This window comes from Paenibacillus thailandensis (assembly GCF_042685365.1).
In the GTDB taxonomy this organism is placed as follows: domain Bacteria; phylum Bacillota; class Bacilli; order Paenibacillales; family Paenibacillaceae; genus Paenibacillus_AP; species Paenibacillus_AP thailandensis.
Genome location: NZ_JBHUMY010000012.1, coordinates 79087 through 99765 on the forward strand (window position 1 = coordinate 79087; position 20679 = coordinate 99765).

General features: G+C 54.5%; 22 protein-coding genes. All 22 read right to left on the minus strand.

Translation table 11 applies throughout. From position 1 onward, the window contains the following. Positions 1 to 5: 5 nt before the first annotated feature. Positions 6 to 1259 (minus strand): flagellar motor switch phosphatase FliY, encoded by a 1254-nt coding sequence (gene fliY, locus ACFSW5_RS11835; RefSeq protein ID WP_379273109.1) that lies wholly within the window; start codon positions 1257 to 1259, stop codon positions 6 to 8. After that, positions 1249 to 2250 carry a flagellar motor switch protein FliM gene (gene fliM, locus ACFSW5_RS11840; protein WP_379273111.1) on the minus strand — a complete coding sequence of 334 codons (1002 nt, stop codon included), beginning with the start codon at positions 2248 to 2250 and terminating at the stop codon, positions 1249 to 1251. The genes fliY and fliM overlap by 11 nt, the downstream gene beginning before the upstream one ends. Positions 2251 to 2291: 41 nt before the next feature. Beyond that, a complete protein-coding gene (locus ACFSW5_RS11845) occupies positions 2292 to 2753 on the minus strand; it encodes a flagellar basal body-associated FliL family protein (RefSeq protein ID WP_379273115.1) in 462 nt (153 codons plus the stop codon). Next, positions 2750 to 2977 carry a flagellar FlbD family protein gene (locus ACFSW5_RS11850; protein WP_379273117.1) on the minus strand — a complete coding sequence of 76 codons (228 nt, stop codon included), beginning with the start codon at positions 2975 to 2977 and terminating at the stop codon, positions 2750 to 2752. The genes ACFSW5_RS11845 and ACFSW5_RS11850 overlap by 4 nt, the downstream gene beginning before the upstream one ends. A 70-nt stretch (positions 2978 to 3047) precedes the next feature. After that, the gene (locus ACFSW5_RS11855) at positions 3048 to 3869 is read right to left on the minus strand and encodes a flagellar hook-basal body complex protein (protein ID WP_379273119.1); all 822 of its coding nucleotides are present in this window, start codon (positions 3867 to 3869) and stop codon (positions 3048 to 3050) included. Positions 3870 to 3935: 66 nt separating this feature from the next. Continuing rightward, positions 3936 to 4337 carry a TIGR02530 family flagellar biosynthesis protein gene (locus tag ACFSW5_RS11860; RefSeq protein WP_379273121.1) on the minus strand — a complete coding sequence of 134 codons (402 nt, stop codon included), beginning with the start codon at positions 4335 to 4337 and terminating at the stop codon, positions 3936 to 3938. After that, positions 4334 to 4867 (minus strand): flagellar hook assembly protein FlgD, encoded by a 534-nt coding sequence (locus tag ACFSW5_RS11865; protein WP_379273123.1) that lies wholly within the window; start codon positions 4865 to 4867, stop codon positions 4334 to 4336. The genes ACFSW5_RS11860 and ACFSW5_RS11865 overlap by 4 nt, the downstream gene beginning before the upstream one ends. Before the next feature lie 64 nt (positions 4868 to 4931). Further along, complete coding sequence (locus tag ACFSW5_RS11870; RefSeq protein WP_379273125.1) at positions 4932 to 6266, minus strand: flagellar hook-length control protein FliK; 1335 nt, start codon at positions 6264 to 6266, stop codon at positions 4932 to 4934. Positions 6267 to 6303: 37 nt separating this feature from the next. Then, positions 6304 to 7242 (minus strand): MotE family protein, encoded by a 939-nt coding sequence (locus tag ACFSW5_RS11875; RefSeq protein ID WP_379273127.1) that lies wholly within the window; start codon positions 7240 to 7242, stop codon positions 6304 to 6306. Between the two features lie 36 nt (positions 7243 to 7278). Further along, complete coding sequence (gene fliJ, locus ACFSW5_RS11880) at positions 7279 to 7725, minus strand: flagellar export protein FliJ (RefSeq protein ID WP_379273129.1); 447 nt, start codon at positions 7723 to 7725, stop codon at positions 7279 to 7281. 5 nt (positions 7726 to 7730) lie between these two features. Then, positions 7731 to 9056 carry a flagellar protein export ATPase FliI gene (gene fliI / locus ACFSW5_RS11885; RefSeq protein WP_379273132.1) on the minus strand — a complete coding sequence of 442 codons (1326 nt, stop codon included), beginning with the start codon at positions 9054 to 9056 and terminating at the stop codon, positions 7731 to 7733. Positions 9057 to 9066: 10 nt separating this feature from the next. After that, a complete protein-coding gene (locus tag ACFSW5_RS11890; protein ID WP_379273134.1) occupies positions 9067 to 9885 on the minus strand; it encodes a FliH/SctL family protein in 819 nt (272 codons plus the stop codon). Beyond that, positions 9869 to 10882 carry a flagellar motor switch protein FliG gene (gene fliG / locus ACFSW5_RS11895; RefSeq protein WP_379273136.1) on the minus strand — a complete coding sequence of 338 codons (1014 nt, stop codon included), beginning with the start codon at positions 10880 to 10882 and terminating at the stop codon, positions 9869 to 9871. The genes ACFSW5_RS11890 and fliG overlap by 17 nt, the downstream gene beginning before the upstream one ends. A 12-nt stretch (positions 10883 to 10894) precedes the next feature. Beyond that, on the minus strand, positions 10895 to 12475 hold the full coding sequence (gene fliF / locus ACFSW5_RS11900) for a flagellar basal-body MS-ring/collar protein FliF (RefSeq protein ID WP_379273138.1): 1581 nt from the start codon (positions 12473 to 12475) through the stop codon (positions 10895 to 10897). 41 nt (positions 12476 to 12516) lie between these two features. After that, a complete protein-coding gene (fliE, locus tag ACFSW5_RS11905; protein ID WP_379273141.1) occupies positions 12517 to 12822 on the minus strand; it encodes a flagellar hook-basal body complex protein FliE in 306 nt (101 codons plus the stop codon). 77 nt (positions 12823 to 12899) lie between these two features. Then, positions 12900 to 13346: a flagellar basal body rod protein FlgC gene (gene flgC, locus ACFSW5_RS11910; RefSeq protein WP_379273144.1), complete on the minus strand. Its 447-nt coding sequence runs from the start codon at positions 13344 to 13346 to the stop codon at positions 12900 to 12902. Positions 13347 to 13348: 2 nt separating this feature from the next. Further along, the gene (gene flgB, locus ACFSW5_RS11915; protein WP_379273146.1) at positions 13349 to 13759 is read right to left on the minus strand and encodes a flagellar basal body rod protein FlgB; all 411 of its coding nucleotides are present in this window, start codon (positions 13757 to 13759) and stop codon (positions 13349 to 13351) included. A gap of 223 nt (positions 13760 to 13982) precedes the next feature. Then, positions 13983 to 14753, minus strand: a complete 771-nt coding sequence (gene codY / locus ACFSW5_RS11920) for a GTP-sensing pleiotropic transcriptional regulator CodY (protein WP_379273149.1) — start codon at positions 14751 to 14753, stop codon at positions 13983 to 13985. Positions 14754 to 14967: 214 nt separating this feature from the next. Beyond that, positions 14968 to 16368, minus strand: a complete 1401-nt coding sequence (gene hslU, locus ACFSW5_RS11925) for an ATP-dependent protease ATPase subunit HslU (RefSeq protein WP_379273151.1) — start codon at positions 16366 to 16368, stop codon at positions 14968 to 14970. A 91-nt stretch (positions 16369 to 16459) separates the two neighbouring features. Then, positions 16460 to 17005 carry an ATP-dependent protease subunit HslV gene (gene hslV / locus ACFSW5_RS11930; protein WP_379273153.1) on the minus strand — a complete coding sequence of 182 codons (546 nt, stop codon included), beginning with the start codon at positions 17003 to 17005 and terminating at the stop codon, positions 16460 to 16462. Between the two features lie 34 nt (positions 17006 to 17039). Next, the gene (trmFO, locus tag ACFSW5_RS11935) at positions 17040 to 18371 is read right to left on the minus strand and encodes an FADH(2)-oxidizing methylenetetrahydrofolate--tRNA-(uracil(54)-C(5))-methyltransferase TrmFO (protein ID WP_379273155.1); all 1332 of its coding nucleotides are present in this window, start codon (positions 18369 to 18371) and stop codon (positions 17040 to 17042) included. A 189-nt stretch (positions 18372 to 18560) separates the two neighbouring features. Continuing rightward, positions 18561 to 20651, minus strand: coding sequence for a type I DNA topoisomerase (gene topA, locus ACFSW5_RS11940; protein ID WP_379273157.1), 2091 nt, complete (start codon positions 20649 to 20651; stop codon positions 18561 to 18563). Positions 20652 to 20679: the final 28 nt, after the last annotated feature.

Consider the following 20679-nt stretch of genomic DNA (forward strand, 5'->3'; position numbering starts at 1 on the left):
AGGAACTATTGTAATTTTTGTATGCGGTCCCATTGGCTTACAATGTCGGTTACACGAACGCCGAAGTTTTCGTCGATGACGACCACCTCGCCTTTGGCGATCAGCTTGTTGTTGACCAGAATGTCGACCGGTTCTCCGGCAAGCTTGTCCAGCTCGATGATCGACCCCTGCGACAATTCGAGAATTTCCTTAATCTGCTTCTGGGTCCTTCCTAATTCTACCGTCACCTTGAGGGGAATGTCGAGAAGCAAATTAAGATTTGTTTGGTCGGCTTGAACGTATGGAGCACGGTTCAAGTCTGCGAATTGCACCGGTTGGACGTTCACGTTACGAGCCGCAGTATGCCCATAGGTCTGAGGACCCATCTGCGGAACTGGTGCATACGGCACCCCTGCCGAAAGTCCCGGTCCTGCGGAAGCCGGCATTACAGGTTGTTCAAGGGCATAATACGGCTGTTGCGCCTCCTTCGCGGCCGAAGAGTCGACCGGCTGCTTCTGATGAACGGGCTGATCAAGCGGAGCGGGTGGAGCCTCAGGCGACTGCCCGGAAGGCGCCGCTTCCTCTTCTTCGGTTCCCATCAATATCGCGACCATCTTTCTGGCGAACGGGACAGGCAGAAGCTGCATAATCGTGGAGTCTATCAGATCGCCGATCATCAGACGGAACGAGATTTTGATAAACACGTCGTCCGGCGGAAGATGGGATACGCCTTCTCCTTTGTCCATGTCCAAAATATCGATGCCCGGCGGCGATATATTGACGAACCGGTTAAAGATGGTAGACATGGAGGTCGCAGACGAGCCCATCATTTGATTCATCGCTTCCTGTACGGCGCTTATATGTATTTCGTTCAACTCTTCCTCAAGAGCCTTGCCTTCTCCTCCGAGCATCAGATCGGCAATGACCTGAGCGTCCTTCGTCTTGATGACGAGCGAGTTGATGCCTTGAAAACCGTCGACATACTGCACGCTGACGGCGACATGCGGCTTCGGAAATTCGTCGTTCAAGTTTTCGCGTTTGACGAGCGTTACCTGCGGCGTCGTAATGTCGACCTTGCAACCCAAAAGAGTGGACAATGCCGTTGCCGCGCTGCCGAACGTAATGTTTCCGATTTCGCCTAACGCGTCCTGCTCGATCGAAGATAAGTAGCTTTGCAGTTCATCGGCATCGGACGCCGGCTGATTGTCTTCCTCGTCTATCGACGACTGGCGGAGCAGCGCATCGATTTCTTCTTGCGACAAATAGTCTTTACTCGTCATTATCCTCTTCCACTCCTTCGCTGACTATTTCGTCCACCTGCACGGCGAGACGGTCTCTCACGCTGCCCGGACTGCCGATAAATTTCAGCTTGTCGCCGACTTTGATGCGAAGCCCTTCGTTAACTGGTTTCGCAAGCGAGATGACGTCTCCGACATTCAGACTAAGAAACTCTTGAATCGTAATCGCCGACTCGCCGAGCTCCGCAATAATAGGCAGCTTTGCTTTGCTGAGGCGGTGTTCCAGCATTTCCACTTCTTCCGGAACGCGGGCTTTCTTCTGCGACACGAACCAATGATGGGCCGAAAGCTTCGGCATGATCGGCTCCAGAACGACATGCGGAATACATAGGTTGATCATTCCGGACGTATCGCCGATTTTGGTGCTGAGCGATATGAGGGCGATCGTTTCGTTCGGGGAGACGATTTGCATAAATTGCGGATTCGTCTCCAACGCTTCGAGCCGCGGCGAAATGTCGAGGATCGTTTTCCATGCGTCCTGCAAGCTTTCAAACGTCCCTCTAAAAATTCGTTCTATGACAATCGTTTCGATTTCGGTCAAATTTTGAATCTTGGACGGCGCCGTTCCCGGTCCTCCAAGCAGACGGTCCAGCATTGCAAAGGCTACGTTCGGGTTAACCTCCAGCACCATTCTTCCTTTTAACGGCTCCGCTTCGAAAATGTTCAATATCGTCATTTTCGGAATTGAACGGATAAATTCATCATAAGGCAGCTGTTCCACCTGCACGACATTGATTTGAACGAAAGTACGAAGCTGCGCGGAGAAGTAGGTTGTCAAATATCGCGCGAAATTCTCGTGTATGCGCGTTAAGCTGCGGATATGGTCTTTCGAGAATCGAACGGCGCGCTTGAAATCGTACACTCTGATTTTGCGGGTGTTTTCTTCTTTTTTAAGTTCCTCCGCATCCATTTCGCCCGAAGACAAAGCGGCAAGCAGCGCGTCAATCTCGTTCTGCGACAATACATCAACCAACTCTCTCACCCCCTTCTTGGCATGTCGGCATTATTTGAGGCTCAAATTTCCGAAATCAGGATTTTGGTAATTTCCACTTTAATCAGCTTGCCTTCCGGAAGAACGGGATTGATCAGAGACAGCAGCTTGGCTTCAAGCGCGTCTTCGCCTTGCGAGCCTTTCAGATCGTCTTCCGTCATATCCGCGACCGCCCGGTTAATGACCGGCTTCACTTCGATTTCCAGAAGCTTGTCGAACTCTTCCTTCGTTTTCTTGCTGTCGAGCTGGAACGCAAGGTCAAGCTGTACGACGTATTCCGGATTTTTCAAATTGCGCATGAAATCTTTAAGCTCCGAGCTGACGGCTACAAGCTGATCCGCGCTCAGCTTCTGAACCTCCACTTGCTCGGATTCTTTGCCGTCTTCCGGTTTCTCGGTAATCACGTTGAACAAAATGACGGATACGACCGCGATTAAGGAAACGGCAAGCAAAATCGTAATCATCCATGGCAGCATTTTTTTCATTCTGAGTCCTCCGTTTGTTCGGTCTTCAAGGCCGCCGCCGGGACAACGCCGATCGCTCTCAAATAACTTTGCACTAACCCACTTAGCTGCTCCGTCGTTTCTTTTACGATTAATTTTTTGCCCGTCGTAAGCGTGATGACCGTATCGGGCGTTTCTTCGGCCGTCTCGATCAACAGCGCGTTAATCATAAGCTGCGTCCCGTTCAGACGTGTGACCTTTATCATCATTTACCCCCCAATACCGGGGGAGGCGTTATCAAGCCGCGCCTCCCCTCAGTTATCCGCTAACCGCCGGTTAGCGCTTCAGGTTTACGACTTCTTCGAGAATGCTGTCGGATGTCGTAATGATCCGCGAGTTCGCCTGGAAGCCGCGCTGCGCGACGATCATTTCCGTAAATTCGTCGGTCAGCTCGACGTTGGACATTTCCAGCTGGCCCGCGATGACGACGCCGGTTCCGGCTTCTTCGTCGCCCGGGAAGGTAAGCAGATCTTCGATCGTTTCTGCGATGTCGGCGTTTCCGGTCAGGCGGTATTTGCTGCCGCCGACCTTCTCAAGGCCGCTCGGATTCGCCACTCTCGCAACGCCGATCTGCGTCAATGCTTCCGTGCCGTCCGCCGTCGTGACCATCACGGAGCCGTCTTGGGAAATGGAGAAGGACGTCGTTTCTTCAGGCAGCGTAATGATATCTCCGCCTGCATCCAATACAAAATAACCGTCCTGCGTAACAAGCTGGTTGTTCGCATCCACCATAAAGCTGCCGTTGCGGGTCAGGAGCATTTCGCTTTCACCCGGCGTAGCCTGTACGACAAAAAATCCGTCGCCGTCGATTCGAAGATCCGTTCCGACGTTGGTCGTCTGAGCGCTTCCGCTCGTATGAATCGTCTGAATGGCCGATACGGACACGCCGAGGCCGACCTGCTTCGGATTGACGCCGGCCTGCTCCCCTTCGGCAGGAGTGGTCGCTCCGTTGACCGTCTGGCTCAAAATATCGGAGAACAGGATACGGCTCGACTTGAAGCCGATCGTATTGACGTTCGCAATGTTGTTGCCGATAACGTCAAGCTTCGTTTGAAACCCTTTCATGCCGGACACGCCGGAATACATCGATCTGATCAAATCTATCATCCCTTCTCTTATAATCGGTTATAGGCTGCTTCTGTCGATCCGCAGCCGAAGGCTTCCTTATGAGGTCCGGCCTTCCTTGACGATGACGGCGCTGTCGATTTGGGTAAAGACGTTGTTGGCCAGCTGGCTGCCGTCCATTGCCGTTACGACCGTGCGGCTCGGCACATTGACGATCATCGCGATGTCCCGGTATACGATCAGCGAGTTGACCGCTCCCTTCTGCTTCGCCTCTTCGACCGCATGGCTGATCTTCATGATCGAATCCGCCGGCAGCTCGATGCCGCGCTGGCGCATTCGCGTTTCTGCGTGATGGCTGAACTTAAGCGAGCTGGAATCAAGCCACTCTTTGAACGTCGGACCTTGAGAAGCGGCCTCGGCGTCCCGATGGACGGTTTTTCCTTTGACCGGCGGTACGGCATTCGCGGGATAAAATTGACCGATCCTTATCGAATCGCTCATGCTTCCTCAGTCCCTTCCGTCTCGTCAACCGAACCGGAAGCTTCTTCTTCGGAGCCCGCTCCCTCTTCCGTATCGCCTGTTTCTTCCGTTCCTTCGGCGGCCGTATCCGTCACGCCCAGAATGACGTCAAGCAAAATATGCGTATCGCCGACCTTGGCGTAAAGACCGTCGTCGCCGGCATAAATGGCGTCCACGACGCCGCTTTTGTTCACGACTTCGCCCTCTTCGTCGAGCTCGGCCCATTCGATCGTCTTGCCGATCAACGTGGATGCGGAGCCTAGGTTCATCGACATCGCGTCGAGCTTGTCCGATATGTTCATCAGCTGCTCGACCGACGTAAATTGCGTCAGCTGCGCGATATATTCCGTATTGTCCATCGGATTCATCGGATCCTGGTTTTTAAGCTGTTCGACGAGAAGCTGGAGAAAAGCCTCTTTGCCCAGCGTCGTATTGCTTGAAACCGAGGATGACGAAGATGCGGATGAAGTTGCCGTGGAACTATAATTGGACGTTACTTGGTTCACTGCCACGCTTATTCACCCCCGTCCCGCTTGCGTGTAAGCTAATGGATCGCCCATTTACCGACTGCTCCGTTTACGCAGTAGCGTTGATCGCCCGGCCATAGCCTAAATGACGGATCGCTTCCTGCTCGGCCAGCTCCTCCTCGAAATCGGACTCTACCGCTTCGGAACGGTCCCCGGCAGAAGCTTCATAGAAAGATTGGTCCCGGCTTCCGCGTTCGCCGTTGCTATCCGATAAATAAGAAGCGGGCTCTCCTTGCCATACCTCCAGCCTGTCGACGGTCAATCCTTGCGATTGAAGCGCCGCCTTCAGCTGGGACATCTGGTTGTCGAGCATATCCTTGGCCGCTGCCGATTCGGCATGGAAAACGGCCGTCAATTGCCCGTTCTGAACCGTAATTTGCAGGTCAAGCTTGCCCAGATGCTCGGGCGTCAATTGAAGCTTCGCTTCCATCACGCCGTTCGCCGAGGTCAAGTCGAATTTCTGAACCATAAACTCCGACATCGAGTGCGCGAATTGACTTGCGCTTACCGTGCCGGTCACCGGACTGCCTGCAACAGGCGCCGCCGCTTGCCGCCCGGCATTCGCGAAGGCCGCAGGCGCTTGAATAGGCGCGGTCCCGGCATCGCCCGCTTGTTCCTCAACCGGTTCGCCGGCCGTCGCTTGCTGTTCCGCAGCGGTCTTGAGCACGGATAAATTGCTCGTTTGCAACGTAAGCCGCTGAAGATAGGAAGCCGTCTGAGGGGAAGCGACCGTCTGCGCGTCTCCTCCTGCCACAAGCGGTTCTGCAACTTGGCCGGATAGCGCCTGCTCCTCAAGTGCGGCATCTCCGTTCAGCAGCGATTGCATCGCCTGAAGCTGTTTGAGAATCAGCTCGTTCGGATGCAGCGCTCCGACCTGCTTCATACCGCCTTGCAGGATGATGCTTTGCAGCTCGAGCAGCGACTCTTGCAGCGAACCTTTCAGCTCCAGGAGCGACTCTTGCGAATTGCGGCCGATGCCGTCTACGGCAACCGCCGGCATGATAGGCTCTCCGCCGAACAGCGCCAGCAAAGCGTTCATTTGATCCAGCGCTTCCAGAAGCTCGTCTTCCGGCTCGGCTTTGGCATCGGCAGCGTCGTCCTCTTCGCCGGGTTGCTCCAAGCCGTTCAGCAATGCTTCAATCGCGTCAAGCAAGCTTTCGGCAGTCGGGATGTCTCCCCCTTCGGGCAACACGTTATCCGCGATGGCCGCAATCGGCTTCTCCGCAGCCGTTTTGCCGCTTTCCCCGCCGGAAGGAGTCGTCTGTCCGATCTGCTCCACCAGCTGCTGGAAACCGCCGGCTCCGCCGCTTTGAGCCTGCTGCGTCTGAACGTTTCGTGCGGCAGGCGAGGAAGATGGCGTCATCTGCGAAATGTTGATCGTCATGTCGATATTTCACCTCCTTCCCGTCGTCACCCTGTTCCTACTTGCCCGACATTAATTTCGCCGTCAAGTCGGCCGCCACTTGCTCGTTCTCACCCGCCATCTCGGCCAGCAGGGCGGAACGCGTCGTGTCGTCCACCGCCTTCAATATCCGGAGCACTTTGCTTGGACTTACGCCCGCAAGACTTACCAGAAGCTTGCCGGCGCTGGCGGCATCCATCGCAGCAAACGTCTCGCCTAGCTGCTCGTCGGCCAAAGTGGAAGGCGTCGAGGAGGACGAGGATGGCGTCTTCGCAACGCTTCCCGCTGCGCTGGCTTCCGCCTCGGCCTTCTTCAATTCCTCTTGCAGAGCACTGATATCGAGGTCCTTGGAGGTTACGGCGTTTTTCAGCTGCATCGTCACTTCCGCAGCCGTTTCGGGCGTCATTTTCTCCAGAATCTTGGCCCTGCTGTTCGGAGCCATCGAGCCTAACACGAAAGCCATCTCTTCCACCGACATCGTTTCCAGAATCGGAGCCGCTTTGCTCGGAGACATCTTGGCATATACGTTCGCCAGCTCTTTCACGTTCGCTTCGTATTCTTCGTCGACCGCCGTTTCGGCCGTCAGCTTGAGCTGATCGTTCTCGGCCTTCAGATCGGCAAGCTCTTTATCCTGCTCCGTTTTTGCTTCCAGCGCCTCCGCCAGCTCCTCATCCTTCGCGGCCAGTTCGGCTTCCAGCTTCTCGATCTGCTGCACCAGATTGGCCGAACGCAGTTCCTCGTCGGAAGTTCCTTCGGCTCCGAGCGTCTGCGCGTCCGGCAGCACATCCTTCAGCAGCGGGATGGAATTGCCGATATCAAGCGCCTTGTTGCGCAGGTCGAAATTAAATAGAGTCAGAAGAACTCCCAGCAGCACAAGCGTAAACAGAATTGGCGTCACGAAAAACATGATCCGCTCAAACGCGCTGTAGCCTTGCTTCTCGTTCTCTAGATCCGTCAATGTCCTTCACTCCTTCTTGCCAGCCAACCCCTGTCGTCAACGAGCAGAAGCGACGTATCGAACGGTGGCAAACTCATCCAGCTCATTCTGCTCTTTTAGCTGCATTTCATAACGAAACCGCTCCTCGGCGCGGTTTCTCGCGTTCAGCCATACCTTCTCTTCCTTGACGGTATCGGACAACCGCGATCTCCGCAGATCAACCGATTTTTGCGCCCGGACGACGTCGTTTTGCTTCCGGCGAATCGTTTGATCGAGACTGTCGAGATAATGCTGGATCAGCTGCAATTCCGCCAGCGGAACGCCTTCCTGCGAGCATTCCCCGAGTTTCCGTTCCCAGCGTCCGCGCTCCTCGCGAAGCCGGCTTAACGACGACTCTTCTTCCTTCAAGGCCCCGATCGCGGAAGACAACAGCCATTCCGCTTGCGTTTTTTCGCTGGTCTTTAAATCTACGATTTTTTGAAAGGAATACCGGAATGCCGTCATCGCCGTCATCTCCTGTAGAAATCAATGATTAGCTGCTCCTGAGCTTCTTGCAGGCTTGTTTTTTCGTTCGTTTTTTGTTTGATATAGCTTTGAATCCGGTCGATATGTTCGATCGCTTTGTCAATTTCTTTATTGGAACCGTGCTGATATGCCCCTATATTGATGAGATCCTCCGAATCTCTATAAAGAGAAAGAAGTCTCTTCAGCTCGCTCGCCGCGTCGGACTGCTCTTCCGTCACGATTTCCTTCATGACCCGGCTGACGGACGACAGCACGTCGATGGCGGGATATTGTCCTTTGTTGGCGAGCTGCCGGCTTAATACGATATGCCCGTCCAATATGCCGCGAACGGCGTCGGCGATCGGCTCGTTCATATCGTCGCCGTCGACCAGCACCGTATAAAAAGCGGTTATCGAGCCCTGCCCGCCGGTACCCGCCCGTTCGAGCAGCTTCGGCAAATTCGCAAACACGGAAGGCGTGTATCCGCGTGTTGCCGGCGGCTCCCCGATGGCAAGGCCGACCTCGCGAAGCGCCATGGCGTAACGGGTAACGGAATCCATCATCAACATGACGTTTAAGCCGCGATCCCGAAAATATTCCGCAATGGTCGTAGCGATAAGCGCGCCTTTCATCCGAATGAGCGCCGGCTGATCCGAGGTTGCGACGACGACGACCGAGCGGGCAAGTCCTTCGGGCCCTAGGTCCTTCTCGATAAACTCGAGAACCTCGCGTCCCCGTTCGCCGATTAAAGCGATCACGTTGACGTCGGCCGTCGTGTTTCGGGCGATCATGCCCAGCAGCGTGCTTTTGCCCACTCCCGAACCGGCGAAAATACCGACGCGTTGACCTTGTCCGACGGTCAAAAGTCCGTCGATCGCGCGGACGCCGATGCCGAGCGGCTCCTTGACGCGCGGCCTGAGCAGCGGATTGCCGGGCTCGTTATTCGTGGAATAACGGGGCATTCGGGCCGGAAGGAAAGATCCGTCCAGCGGTTCGCCGAGCCCGTTCAGCACCTTGCCCAGCAGCTCGGAGCCGACCTGGACCGTAAGCGGCTTGCCCGTGCCGACGACGTCGCACCCGGGACTGATGGAATGCAGATCGCCAAGCGGCATCAGCAGCACTTTGTTGTCGCGAAAGCCGACGACTTCCGCCTTAATCGGCTTTGCCCCTTTATTCGGATAAATGAGGCACACTTCGCCGATGCTGGCATCCGGGCCTTCGGACTCGACCGTCAAGCCGATCACTTGCGTCACTTTGCCGTTGACCCGAATCGGATCGATGCGGCTGAGCTGTTCCAAATATTTCGAAACGTCCGGAATTTGCACGTTCATCTGTCCGCCCTCACTCTTTGTCGTTGTCATGTACAAGCAGCATGAGTTCGTTTTTGATCTCGGACAACTGAGTGTCGATTCGCGCGTCTACGCTGCCGAATGCGGAACGAATGACGCATCCGCGGTCCTGCACCTTCGAGTCGGGAATGATTTGCAGTTCCGCCTGAGAATCGATTGCCGTAAGCAATTCGTCGCGGGCCGCCTGCACGAAGGCCAGCTGGCTTGGGGCGACGCATAACGTAATGATCCCCTGCTCCCTTCTCCGGGACAGCGCACCTACAATCAAACGGGTTGCTAGCTCGGGCGTTTGCTCGAATTGCTCGCCGATAATTTTGCCGGCGATGGAGCAGCTTAGCTCAACGAGAAACGGCTCCGCCTCCTGGATGATTTGCTCCCGCATTTGATAAGCGGATTCCAGAACGGCAGCCGCTTCGGCCAATTTTTGCTCCCATTCGGCCCGAAGCTCGGCTTCGGCCGTGCCTGCGCCTTCCCTGTAGCCGTTTTCGTACCCGGCTGCCCGGGCGGCTTCGGTTACGGCTTCGTCTTCGGCGCGCTTCTCGGCCCACCACGCGTCGATTTGCTTTTGGGCGTCGGCCAGCAGCTGCTCGCTGATCCGGTTCGCTTCCGCGATCCGTTCGTTCGCGACCGACTCCGCATCCGACAATATCCGGTCGCGAAGCTTTAGAACGGCTTCGTCCGGGGCGGACGGCACGCTGTCGGTTTGCGGCTCCGGCCGAACTTGCGGCCGCTGCTTCAGCAGCTCCAGCACCTTCAGCTGCTCGAGCGGCATCACATGGGTCGACTTGATGAGATTAGACAATGATGTCATCTCCTCCGCCGCGGGCTATAATGATTTCCCCGGCTTCTTCTAGCCTGCGAATCGTAGCGACGATGCGGGTTTGCGCTTCTTCCACGTCACGCAGCCGAACGGGACCCATAAATTCCATTTCTTCCTTGAACGTTTCGGCCATGCGCTTCGACATATTGCGGAAGATCGCTTCGCGCACTTCTTCGCTTGCGACCTTAAGCGCAAGCTGGAGATCGGCGTTCTCGATATCGCGTATAATGCGCTGAATCGAGCGGTTGTCGATATTGACGATATCTTCGAAGACGAACATACGCTTCTTGATTTCTTCCGCCAGCTCCGGATCGTCGATTTCGAGCGCGTCGAGAATAGTGCGTTCCGTGCCGCGATCGACGCCGTTCAAAATTTGAACGATCGAATCGATGCCGCCGGCGTTCGTATAATCTTGCGTGACGGTTGCCGACAGCTTCTGCTCGAGGACGCGCTCCACCTGGGAAATCACCTCGGGGGACGTGCTGTTCATGAGGGCGACGCGGCGAGCCACGTCGGCCTGCTTCTCCTGCGGCAAGGACGACAAGATGTGAGACGCCTGCTCGGGCTGCAAATACGATAAAACGAGCGCGATCGTTTGCGAATTTTCGTTCTGGATAAAGTTCAAAATTTGCGTCGGCTCGGCTTTGCGGGCAAAATCGAACGGTCTGACTTGCAGCGTTGCCGTCAGCCGGTTGATCACCTCGACCGCTTTTTGCTCGCCAAGCGCTTTTTCCAATATATCTTTTGCATAGCCGATGCCGCCTTGCGTGATATACTCTTGAGCCATGCAAATTTGATGAAACTCGCTTAGAATCGTTTCCCGCTCCGCACTGTCCACTTTGCGGACATTGGCGATTTCAAGCGTAAGCTGCTCGATTTCCTCTTCCGATAAATGCTTGAAGATTTGCGCGGACACTTCCGGGCCAAGCGTAATGAGCAGAATGGCTGCCTTCTGCCTGCCGGTTAAGCCTTGATTATACTTGGACATTTGAAACCACCTCTATTCCTCCACAAGCCAGGTGCGAAGAAGATTAACGAATTCCTCCGGCTTGCGTTTGGCAAGTGTTTCAAGATTTTTGCGCGCTTGATTGTCGTTCATGCTATCGAGATCAAGCGTAGGATATTCGGCCTTCGCAGGCTCTTCGAAGACGAACTCTTCTTCCCGGGCCGCTTTTTTCCGCTTGCGGATAAGCGCAATCGCAAGGCCCGCAATGACGGCCAGCGCGGCCGCGCCGATTCCGATCATCCAAGCCGTGGACAAGCCTTGAGCGGTCTCTGCTTCCGAAACCCCGGCGAAGGACTGCGCGATGACGCTGACTTTGCTGTTCAGGACGGCCGCGTTGCTCAAATCTTGGCCGGAATCCGCAAGCTGCGCTCGCACAAGCGACTGCAAATAAGTCGTAATTTCATCTCTGGCGGTGCCGCCCAAGCTCGTAAGCACGTCCGATTTGATCCCCACGCTGATCGAAAGATCCTTCAGCGTGTACGGCGCGGATTCGATCTTGTTGTTGATGCGGCTCACGTCGTAGTTTGTAATCGTCGAGCTCGTCTCGGAAGACGAAGTTCCGGCCGCCGAAGACTCGGTATAATTCGCGACGTCCGTTTCGCCCGTTCCGGGCACGCCGCCCGCAGCGCCGCTTCCGCCTGTGGAGGAGCTCGTTTCCGTCTGCTCGCTGATGATGATGCCGTTGTTGTTGTTGTCGTCCAGCGGCTGAACGAGATTCTGTTCCGTGCTCTTCTTGTCGAAGTTCATGCTGCTCGCCACGCTGATGACGAGATTTTCCGAACCGACGATCGGGCCGAGAAACTGTTGGATATTGTTTTTCAGCTCGGTTTCGTATTTTTTGCGGATTTTAAACTGCGCTTCGACCGCGTCCGTATTCGTTCCGCCGGAGCCGCCCGCTTCCGACGGAAGCAATTCGCCTTTCGGGCTTGAAATCGTAATGTTTTCTACCGCCAAATTCGGAACGGCCGTTTTGACCAGGTTGTAGTAGCCGTCGATTTCCTTCTGGCTTGGCGTATAGCCGTTGACGAATTTCATCGTAATGGAGGCGGAAGCGCCTTGCTCCTCCTCCGGATTCAGAAATACGCTTTCCTCCGGCAAATTGATCAGAACGTTCGATTGCTGGACTCCTTGCATCGCGTTCAACAGCCGCTGCACTTCGCCGTTCAACGAGTTCAAATATTTTACGTTGAATTCATTTTCGGTCATGCCGAACTGGGAAGCGCCGGAATCGAAAGCCTCGAAACCGATGGAGCCGTTTTGAACCAATCCTAGCGATCCGACATCGACTTTGGCGCGGGTAGCCATGCTGCTCGGAACCGAGATGCTTGTTCCGGTAGCGTCAAGCTTATACGGAACGCCGTTGCTGTCCAAATAGGTCATAATGGCCGAAGCATCGGTTGAATCGAGATTTTGAAACGCAAGCTCATATTCGGTTCTCGTAAACAAGTAAGTCAAGAGAACTGCCGCAACGATTAGAATCCCTAAGGATGCCCCCAGCCATATTTTTTGTTTTTTGCCCATTTGGCGCCACTGCTGTGTCAGTTTCCCGCGGTACTGGGCTATTTTCTCGTTCACATCGTCACCTCACCCAAATACTGTAGCTATCTTTGACGGCTTTAGATTTGCATCCGCATAATTTCGTTGTAGGCGTCGATCACCTTGTTGCGGATTTGGGAGGTAAGCTGCAAGCTAAGCTCCGCGCGTTGGGCAGATATCAACACGTCCGTTACATCGGCTTGGCCGATCAAATACTTGTCGTTCATCGTATGTACGTTCTGCTCCGCCGCCGCCACGCCGTTGATCGCTTTCTCCAAATAATCGCCGAACGATTGGGTAAGCTCGGCCGGAGTCGCTTGACGCAGGGACGAAACTTCTTTCAACTGGACTGGGTTCGCCTGGTTTAAGGCCAAAACTTGTATCATGCCGCTTCTGTCCTTTCAACTCTTATAAGAACAATTCAAAACTGCTATAAACTTCTGTTACGGGCTTGCCGTTAATATTACTTGCTTCCTATTTCCAGCGCCTTAACGAACATGGCTTTGGAAGCGTTTATCGCGGTCACGTTCGCTTCATAGGACCGGGAAGCGGAGATCATATCCACCATTTCCTTCGTGATGTCGACATTGGGCATCCGGACATATCCCGAAGCGTCCGCGTCGGGATGGCTCGGATTATAGACCAGCTTGAACGGCTCCTGGTCCTCCTCGATTTTTGCAACCTTTAGGCCGCCGATCCCGTTTAGTTGTTTGTCGAGCATGCTGGAGAAGCTTTGCCGGCTCGCAGGCTCGAAGACGACCATCTTCCGTTTGTAAGGCTCGTATGTACCGTTTGCGTATGTAGCGCGCGTCGTTTCCGCGTTGGCGATGTTCGACGAAATGACGTCCATTCGCAGACGCTGGGCGGTTAATGCCGACGCGCTAATGTCAAAACCGAAATTCAGATTCATCGTTAAGCACTCCCAATAGCCGTCCGCATCATGGATACGTCGTGATTAATTTGTTGAATGTAGAAGTTGTAGTTCAGCTGATTTTTGGCCAGCAGAGCCATCTCGCTGTCAATGTCCACATTGCTGCCGTTGTTGTTGATCGCGGTGGTCCTGTCGGTGACGAGCCGGGCTTCTGGCACCGCCGATTGGCCCGGGCCGATCGGTATGTGTTTGCTGTTCGTGCGTACCCCCGTAATCCTCTCTTTACTCCCCCCCATTTCCTGCTTCAGCAACTCTTCGAATAGGAGTTCGGACCGTTTAAAATTAGGCGTGTCGGCATTGGCTACATTGTTTGATATGACCTGTTGTCGCATTTCCGCAGCTTTAACCGCATTCTCAAGACGCAGGAATGCGGTGCCATTCAGCAAGTTCACTACTTTTTCACCACTTTCGGATTGATTGTACTAGGATTATTCAACATTTTACAACTCATTCCTTCCTACTTCGACAGAAAAAAATGAAAAAAATGAGACGGAAAATGTCGATATTTGCCGATACGACTATCTTCCTGAATTTCCTAAAATATTACAATGCGAAAAAAGCCCTATCTTGACAGATAGGGCTTTGGAATCTTTTTTATAGGTCTAATTATTCATTTTACTTTTTCAGCTTCTCCAACTCTAACAGAAGTTGGGTATTCAATATTTTAATGTAAGTCCCTTTCATGCCTAGAGACCTAGTTTCAATTACGCCTGCGCTTTCTAATTTTCTTAATGCATTTACAATAACTGAACGAGTGATTCCGACTCTGTCGGCAATTTTCGACGCGACCAGCAAGCCTTCCTTCCCGTCCAATTCCTCGAAAATATGCTCCACCGCCTCCAATTCGCTAAACGACAACGAACCGATAGCCACGGATACGGCAGCCCGGCTTCTTGCCTCCTGCTCGACCTCCTCGGCCCGCTCCCGCAATATTTCCATGCCGACGATGGTCGAGCCGTATTCGGCCAGCACCAAATCGTCGTCGTCGAACGAGCCGGCTCTCCTGGTCAGAACCAAAGTGCCTAACCGGTCTCCGCCTCCGGTAATGGGGACGACGGTCATAATTTCTTGTTCTCCTAGCGCCGAGAACGATTCGTAAATGCCGCTGTCAGGCTCCGCGTTCGTTACGGATTCCGACATATCGAGAAACCGCCTGTTGCTCTCCTGAGGAAAACGGAGCTCTTCGGCCGACATGGACCGCAAAGCGTCGTGATCGAACGGATGAACGGCTGCGCAGCCGAGTATTTTGCCTTTCCGGCTTACGACGAATACGTTCGATTGGATTGTCGTGCAGAGCACTTCCGCCATTTCGCGAAAGCTGAGCGGTTTCCCGGCCGCCCGCTGAAGCAGCCGGTTCAACGTTCTTGTTTTTGTAAGTAAAGTCATTCTATTGCCTCCCAAAACTGATCAAGCGTAAGCGGCTTCGACGGGCGTCAATTCCCCGGCGAATGCCGAATGCCGCGAAATAAAAGCCCGTATAAGCTGAAACGGCTTCAAGCTTATACCGCCTTCTATTTCAATGCAAAGCGCTGCCGCTTTGCACGGCTTGGCGCTGCAAGGAGACGGTTCCCTGCAGCGCCTATGCAGCCGATGAGAAAAACTACAAAATATATTGGCTCAAATCGCGGTCCTTCGCAATGCCGCCAAGCTTCTCGCGCACATATTCCGGCGTGATCACCATTTTCTCCAGATTGAGTTCCGGGGCTTCAAACGACAAGTCCTCGAGCAGTTTCTCGAGAATCGTATGCAGACGGCGCGCACCGATATTTTCCATATTCCGGTTCACTTCCGCGGCTATTGAAGCCAGCTCGCGAATCGCTTCGTCGGAAAACTCGACCTCGATGCCCTCCGTGGCAAGAAGCGCGGCATATTGCTTCGTGAGCGCGTTTTTCGGCTCCGTCAGGATGCTGACGAAATCGTCCAGTGTCAAGCTCGTCAGCTCGACCCGGATCGGAAAACGTCCCTGAAGCTCGGGAATCAGATCGGACGGCTTGGCGATATGGAACGCTCCCGCCGCGATGAACAAAACGTAATCCGTCCGGACCGGTCCGTATTTGGTCATGACCGTGGAGCCCTCTACGATCGGCAGAATGTCTCTCTGCACGCCTTCCCTCGACACGTCCGGGCCGTTGCCGCGCGATGAGCTCGCGATTTTATCGATTTCGTCGATGAATATAATGCCGGATTGCTCCGCCCGCACGATCGATTCGGAGATGACATCATCCATATTGATAAGCTTATTGGCTTCTTCCTGCGTGAGCACCTTGCGCGCTTCCTTAATCGGCAGCTTGCGCTTCTTCATCCGCTTCGGCATGAATTGGCCGAACATTTCCTGCAAGTTCATGCCCATGCCTTCCGGACCTTGTCCGCCCAGCATATCCAGCATGTTCGGAGCCGCATCCTCGACCTCGATCTCGATCACTTCGTTCTCCAGCTTGCCGGCAGCCAAATCCTCCTTGATCTTTGCCCGTTTCTGCACGATCGCGTTGTCTTGCTCCGGCTCCTCCTCTTCGTCCTTCGCCTGGCCCGCGTTGCCGAACAGCATTTCAAACGGATTTTTTTGCGACTTCGCCTTCGTTGCCGCCGGCGCGAGCAGTGCCACGATCCGCTCGTTCGCCTGCTTCTCCGCTTTATCCCTTACTTTCTCCGTTTTCTCTTCGCGAACCATGCGGATCGCCGTTTCGACCAGGTCGCGGACCATCGACTCGACGTCCCGGCCGACATAGCCGACTTCCGTAAATTTGGTCGCTTCCAGCTTGACGAAAGGGGCTTTGACGAGCTTCGCAAGCCTGCGGGCAATTTCGGTTTTGCCGACGCCGGTAGGTCCAATCATCAGAATGTTTTTCGGTACGATCTCGTCCCGGAGCGATTCGTCCAGCTTGCTTCTCCGGTAACGATTGCGCAGCGCGATTGCAACCGAACGCTTTGCCTGCTTTTGTCCCACAATATATTTATCGAGCTCGGCAACGATCTGCCTTGGCGTCCATCCATCGTTAACCATACCGTTTCCCTCCGTTCGGTTATCTTACCATTAAATTTGCCTCTTAACGCGGCCGTTCGCCTTCGAATGGCCTTTGATAAAAAGGGCTAGCTCATTCGACCTCTTCCACAATAATATTATGGTTCGTATAAACGCATATGTCCGCCGCGATTTCAAGTGCCGATCGGGCGATGTCCTTCGCCTCCAGCTGCGGGGCATGCCGCTTCAGGGCGCGCGCCGCCGACAACGCAAAGTTGCCGCCCGAGCCGATCGCCAGAATGCCGTCGTCCGGCTCGATCACTTCTCCGTTTCCGGAAATAAGCAGCAGGCCCGTCTTGTCCATGACCAGCAGCATCGCTTCAAGCTTGCGCAGCACCCGGTCGGATCGCCATTCCTTCGCCAGCTCGACAGCAGACCGCTGCAGATTGCCATGATGCTCCTCGAGCTTCGCTTCGAATTTCTCGAACAGCGTGATCGCGTCGGCCACGGATCCCGCAAAACCGGCGACGACCTGGCCTCTGTACAGCCTTCTTACTTTTTTGGCCGTATTTTTCATCACCATGCTGTTCCCGAACGTCACTTGCCCGTCGCCTGCAATCGCTCCTTTGCCGTTGTGGCGAATGGCGCAAATCGTCGTGGCATGAAACTGCATCTCCATCACTAATGCCTCCTCGCGACTTCATAATTAAGTTTTATACGTGCAAATGAACAAGATGTTCCTTTTTAAATTGTTCGATGCGGTCGAGCGCCCGGTTTGCGATCGCTTCATTTTTCTCTTTTTTGTTCCGAATCCGTTTGTCGAGGGGCGGGAACAAACCGAAGTTCGCGTTCATCGGCTGAAAATGCTTAAAATCGGCTGTCGTAATGTAATTCGCCATGCTGCCGAGCGCCGTATCCTCGGGAAGCACGAGCGGAGTAAGGCCGCGGGCTAGTCTTGCGGCGTTTACGCCGGCAATTAGGCCCGACGCGGCCGACTCCACGTATCCCTCGACCCCGGTCATCTGGCCGGCAAAGAAGAGGCTGTTCTGCATCTTCAATTGATAGGTCGGCTCAAGCAGGCGCGGCGAGTTGATGAACGTATTCCGGTGCATGACGCCGTAACGGACGAATTCCGCGTTTTCGAGGCCGGGAATAAGCGAAAATACGCGCTTTTGCTCGCCCCATTTCAAGTGGGTCTGGAAACCGACCATATTGTACAATGTGCCTGCGGCATTGTCCTGGCGCAGCTGAATAACCGCATATGGCAGCTTGCCGGTATGGGGGTTAACCAGGCCGACGGGCTTCATCGGACCGAACAGCACCGTCTGCTTGCCGCGGCTAGCCATCACTTCGATCGGCATGCAGCCTTCGAAATACACTTCTTTCTCGAATTCCTTGAGCGCAGCCGTCTCGGCCGAAATGAGCGCATCGTAGAAAACGTTGAACTCCTCTTCGGTCATCGGGCAATTCAAATAAGCCGCTTCTCCTTTGTCGTATCGCGACGCAAGGTACACCTTGCTCATGTCGATCGAATCCTTCTCGATAATCGGCGCTGCCGCGTCGTAGAAATAGAAATATTCTTCGCCGAGCAAGGAGCGGATTTGCTCCGAGAGGGCCGGAGCCGTAAGCGGACCGGTAGCAATGACCGTTATGCCGTCCGAAGGGATTTCCGTCACTTCCTCGTTGCGGACTTCAACAAGCGGATGCTCGTGCAAAATACGGGTGATCTCCCCGGAGAAGCCGTCGCGGTCCACCGCAAGCGCTCCGCCTGCCGGAACGGCGTTTCGGTCGGCGCTCCCGATAACGAGAGAATTCAGCCTTCTCATCTCTTCTTTCAGAACGCCAACCGCGTTGGTCAGGCCGTTCGCCCGCAAGCTGTTGCTGCATACGAGCTCCGCAAAATTTTTCGTATGATGCGCCGGCGTTTGCCGCACGGGGCGCATTTCATACAATGTAACCGGGACGCCTTGGCTTGCGATCTGCCAAGCCGCCTCGCTTCCCGCGAGACCCGCTCCGATTACCGTAACCCGCCTAATATCCGACACTACCATTACCTCCATCATCTATACCTTATTCTATGTTGCGTTTCATCAATTCATCTATGCCGTCCAGACCCATCGGATATGCCGCCCGGCCCTAACGAGTATGGCGTGCGGATCCATCCGGCTCGGTCTCCCGAAACAGACGGAGCACCTCATCCCCCCGGGCCGGGAGGATGAGGTGCGGATGCATGCTTAAGCTTGTTCTTCTTCGGGAACCTCTTCCGAATAATCGCACGAAGGGCATTGAAGCCTTATACCCGCCTTGCTGCGCTTCTCGACGAGCATCGAGTCGCATTTCGGGCACGGCTTCCCGGTCGGCTTATCCCATGAGACGTAATCGCAGCCCGGGTATTGATCGCAGCCGTAGAAGATCCGGCCTTTTTTGCTGCGTCGCTCGATGATTTTGCCTTCGCGGCATTTCGGGCACGTGACGCCGATATCCTTGACGATCGGCTTGGTGTTGCGGCAATCCGGAAAGCCCGAGCAAGCGAGAAACTTCCCGAAGCGGCCCATCTTGTACACCATATGGCGCCCGCACTTATCGCAAAGCTCATCGGATACTTCGTCCTGAATTTCGATTTCCTTCATTTCTTCCTCGGCCACTTCGAGCCTCTTCTCGAACGATTCGTAGAACTGCGAAAGCACCTTCACCCAGTCTTCCTTGCCTTCTTCGACACGGTCGAGATCTTCTTCCATATGGGCGGTAAATTCGACGTTCAGAATCTCCGGGAAAAACTCGGCCATCAACTGAATAATCAACTCGCCGAGCTCGGTCGGAACAAACTTTTTATCGTCGATTGCCACATAACCGCGTTTCTGAATCGTCTCGAGCGTCGGCGCGTATGTACTCGGCCGGCCGATCCCAAGCTCTTCCAGCGCGCGCACGAGCCGTGCTTCGCTGTAACGCGGCGGCGGCTGCGTAAAATGCTGCTTCGGTTCGATCGACTCCGACGATATCCGGTCGCCGACGGCAAGCGGAGGCAGAAACTTAAATTCCTCTTCCGTTCCGTCGTCGTTGCCTTCCACGTACACTTTCATGAAGCCGGCGAACTTTACTTTGGAGCCGGTAGCCCGGAAGGTAGCGGCGCCCGAAGCGAGATCGACCGTCATCGTATCCAGAACGGCGGACGCCATCTGGCTCGATACGAAACGTTCCCAGATCAGCTTATACAGCCTGAATTGATCGCGGCTCAGGAACGGCTTTACCGTTTCCGGATCGCGGCCTACGGACGTCGGGCGAATGCCTTCGTGCGCGTCCTGGGCGTTGCTGTTCTTTTTCGCATAATTGCGCGGTTGTTCCGGAACGAAGTCGGCACCGTATCTTTCGGTAATATAAACTTTGGCTTCCTCTTGGGCGACGGGAGAGATACGGGTCGAATCCGTACGCATGTACGTTATGAGTCCGACCGTCCCTTCCTTGCCCAGCTCTACCCCTTCGTACAGCTGCTGGGCGACAGACATCGTCTTCGCCGCGCGGAAACCGAGCTTTCGGGCGGCTTCCTGCTGCAGCGTACTGGTGATGAACGGCGCGGCGGGATTGCGCAGACGCTCCTTCTCCTTCACTTCGGCGACGGTAAAATCGTTGCCTTCCATGGCGGCAAGAACCCGCTTCATCTCTTCCTCGCTGCCGAGCTCCTTCTTCTCGCCGTTCAACGCATAATATTTCGATTCGAACGGAATGCCCTCGTGCGACATCTTGGCCGTAATCGACCAATATTCTTCCGGGATAAAAGCGTTGATCTCGTTCTCCCGGTCAATGATCAGCTTCACGGCAACCGATTGTACGCGGCCGGCGGACAGCCCTTTCTTCACTTTCTTCCATAATAACGGACTGATCTTGTAGCCGACCAGCCGGTCCAAAATTCTGCGCGCTTGTTGGGCGTTTACGAGATCCATGTTGATTTTGCGCGGGTGTTTAAAAGCATCCTTGACGGCCTGCTTCGTAATTTCGTTAAAAACGACCCGGCACGTTTCGGATTCGTCCAAATCCAAATAATGGGCCAAATGCCACGCGATCGCTTCGCCTTCGCGGTCAGGGTCGGCCGCCAGATAGACATGCTTTACTTTTTTGCTGGCGTCCTTCAGCTCTTTGAGGACGCTTCCTTTACCGCGAATCGTAATATATTTCGGTTGGAAACCTTTCTCAATCTCGACGCCGGTCTGGCTTTTCGGTAAATCGCGAATATGGCCCATCGAAGCTTTGACGATATATTTGCTGCCTAAATATTTGCCGATCGTCTTCGCTTTGGCGGGCGATTCCACGATAACTAGTGAATCTGCCACTGGTGGCGCCTCCTCTCTCTAAACTGCT

What these genes read in the sequence shown, in the direction of transcription:
- fliY (WP_379273109.1), bottom strand. Translation starts at nt 1,259, where the DNA reads ATGACGAGTAAAGACTATTTGTCGCAAGAAGAAATCGATGCGCTGCTC.
- ACFSW5_RS11845 (WP_379273115.1), bottom strand. Translation starts at nt 2,753, where the DNA reads ATGAAAAAAATGCTGCCATGGATGATTACGATTTTGCTTGCCGTTTCC.
- ACFSW5_RS11850 (WP_379273117.1), bottom strand. Translation starts at nt 2,977, where the DNA reads ATGATAAAGGTCACACGTCTGAACGGGACGCAGCTTATGATTAACGCG.
- ACFSW5_RS11860 (WP_379273121.1), bottom strand. Translation starts at nt 4,337, where the DNA reads ATGAGCGATTCGATAAGGATCGGTCAATTTTATCCCGCGAATGCCGTA.
- ACFSW5_RS11870 (WP_379273125.1), bottom strand. Translation starts at nt 6,266, where the DNA reads ATGACGATCAACATTTCGCAGATGACGCCATCTTCCTCGCCTGCCGCA.
- fliJ (WP_379273129.1), bottom strand. Translation starts at nt 7,725, where the DNA reads ATGACGGCATTCCGGTATTCCTTTCAAAAAATCGTAGATTTAAAGACC.
- fliI (WP_379273132.1), bottom strand. Translation starts at nt 9,056, where the DNA reads ATGAACGTGCAAATTCCGGACGTTTCGAAATATTTGGAACAGCTCAGC.
- ACFSW5_RS11890 (WP_379273134.1), bottom strand. Translation starts at nt 9,885, where the DNA reads ATGACATCATTGTCTAATCTCATCAAGTCGACCCATGTGATGCCGCTC.
- fliG (WP_379273136.1), bottom strand. Translation starts at nt 10,882, where the DNA reads ATGTCCAAGTATAATCAAGGCTTAACCGGCAGGCAGAAGGCAGCCATT.
- fliE (WP_379273141.1), bottom strand. Translation starts at nt 12,822, where the DNA reads ATGATACAAGTTTTGGCCTTAAACCAGGCGAACCCAGTCCAGTTGAAA.
- flgC (WP_379273144.1), bottom strand. Translation starts at nt 13,346, where the DNA reads ATGAATCTGAATTTCGGTTTTGACATTAGCGCGTCGGCATTAACCGCC.
- codY (WP_379273149.1), bottom strand. Translation starts at nt 14,753, where the DNA reads ATGACTTTACTTACAAAAACAAGAACGTTGAACCGGCTGCTTCAGCGG.
- hslU (WP_379273151.1), bottom strand. Translation starts at nt 16,368, where the DNA reads ATGGTTAACGATGGATGGACGCCAAGGCAGATCGTTGCCGAGCTCGAT.
- hslV (WP_379273153.1), bottom strand. Translation starts at nt 17,005, where the DNA reads ATGGAGATGCAGTTTCATGCCACGACGATTTGCGCCATTCGCCACAAC.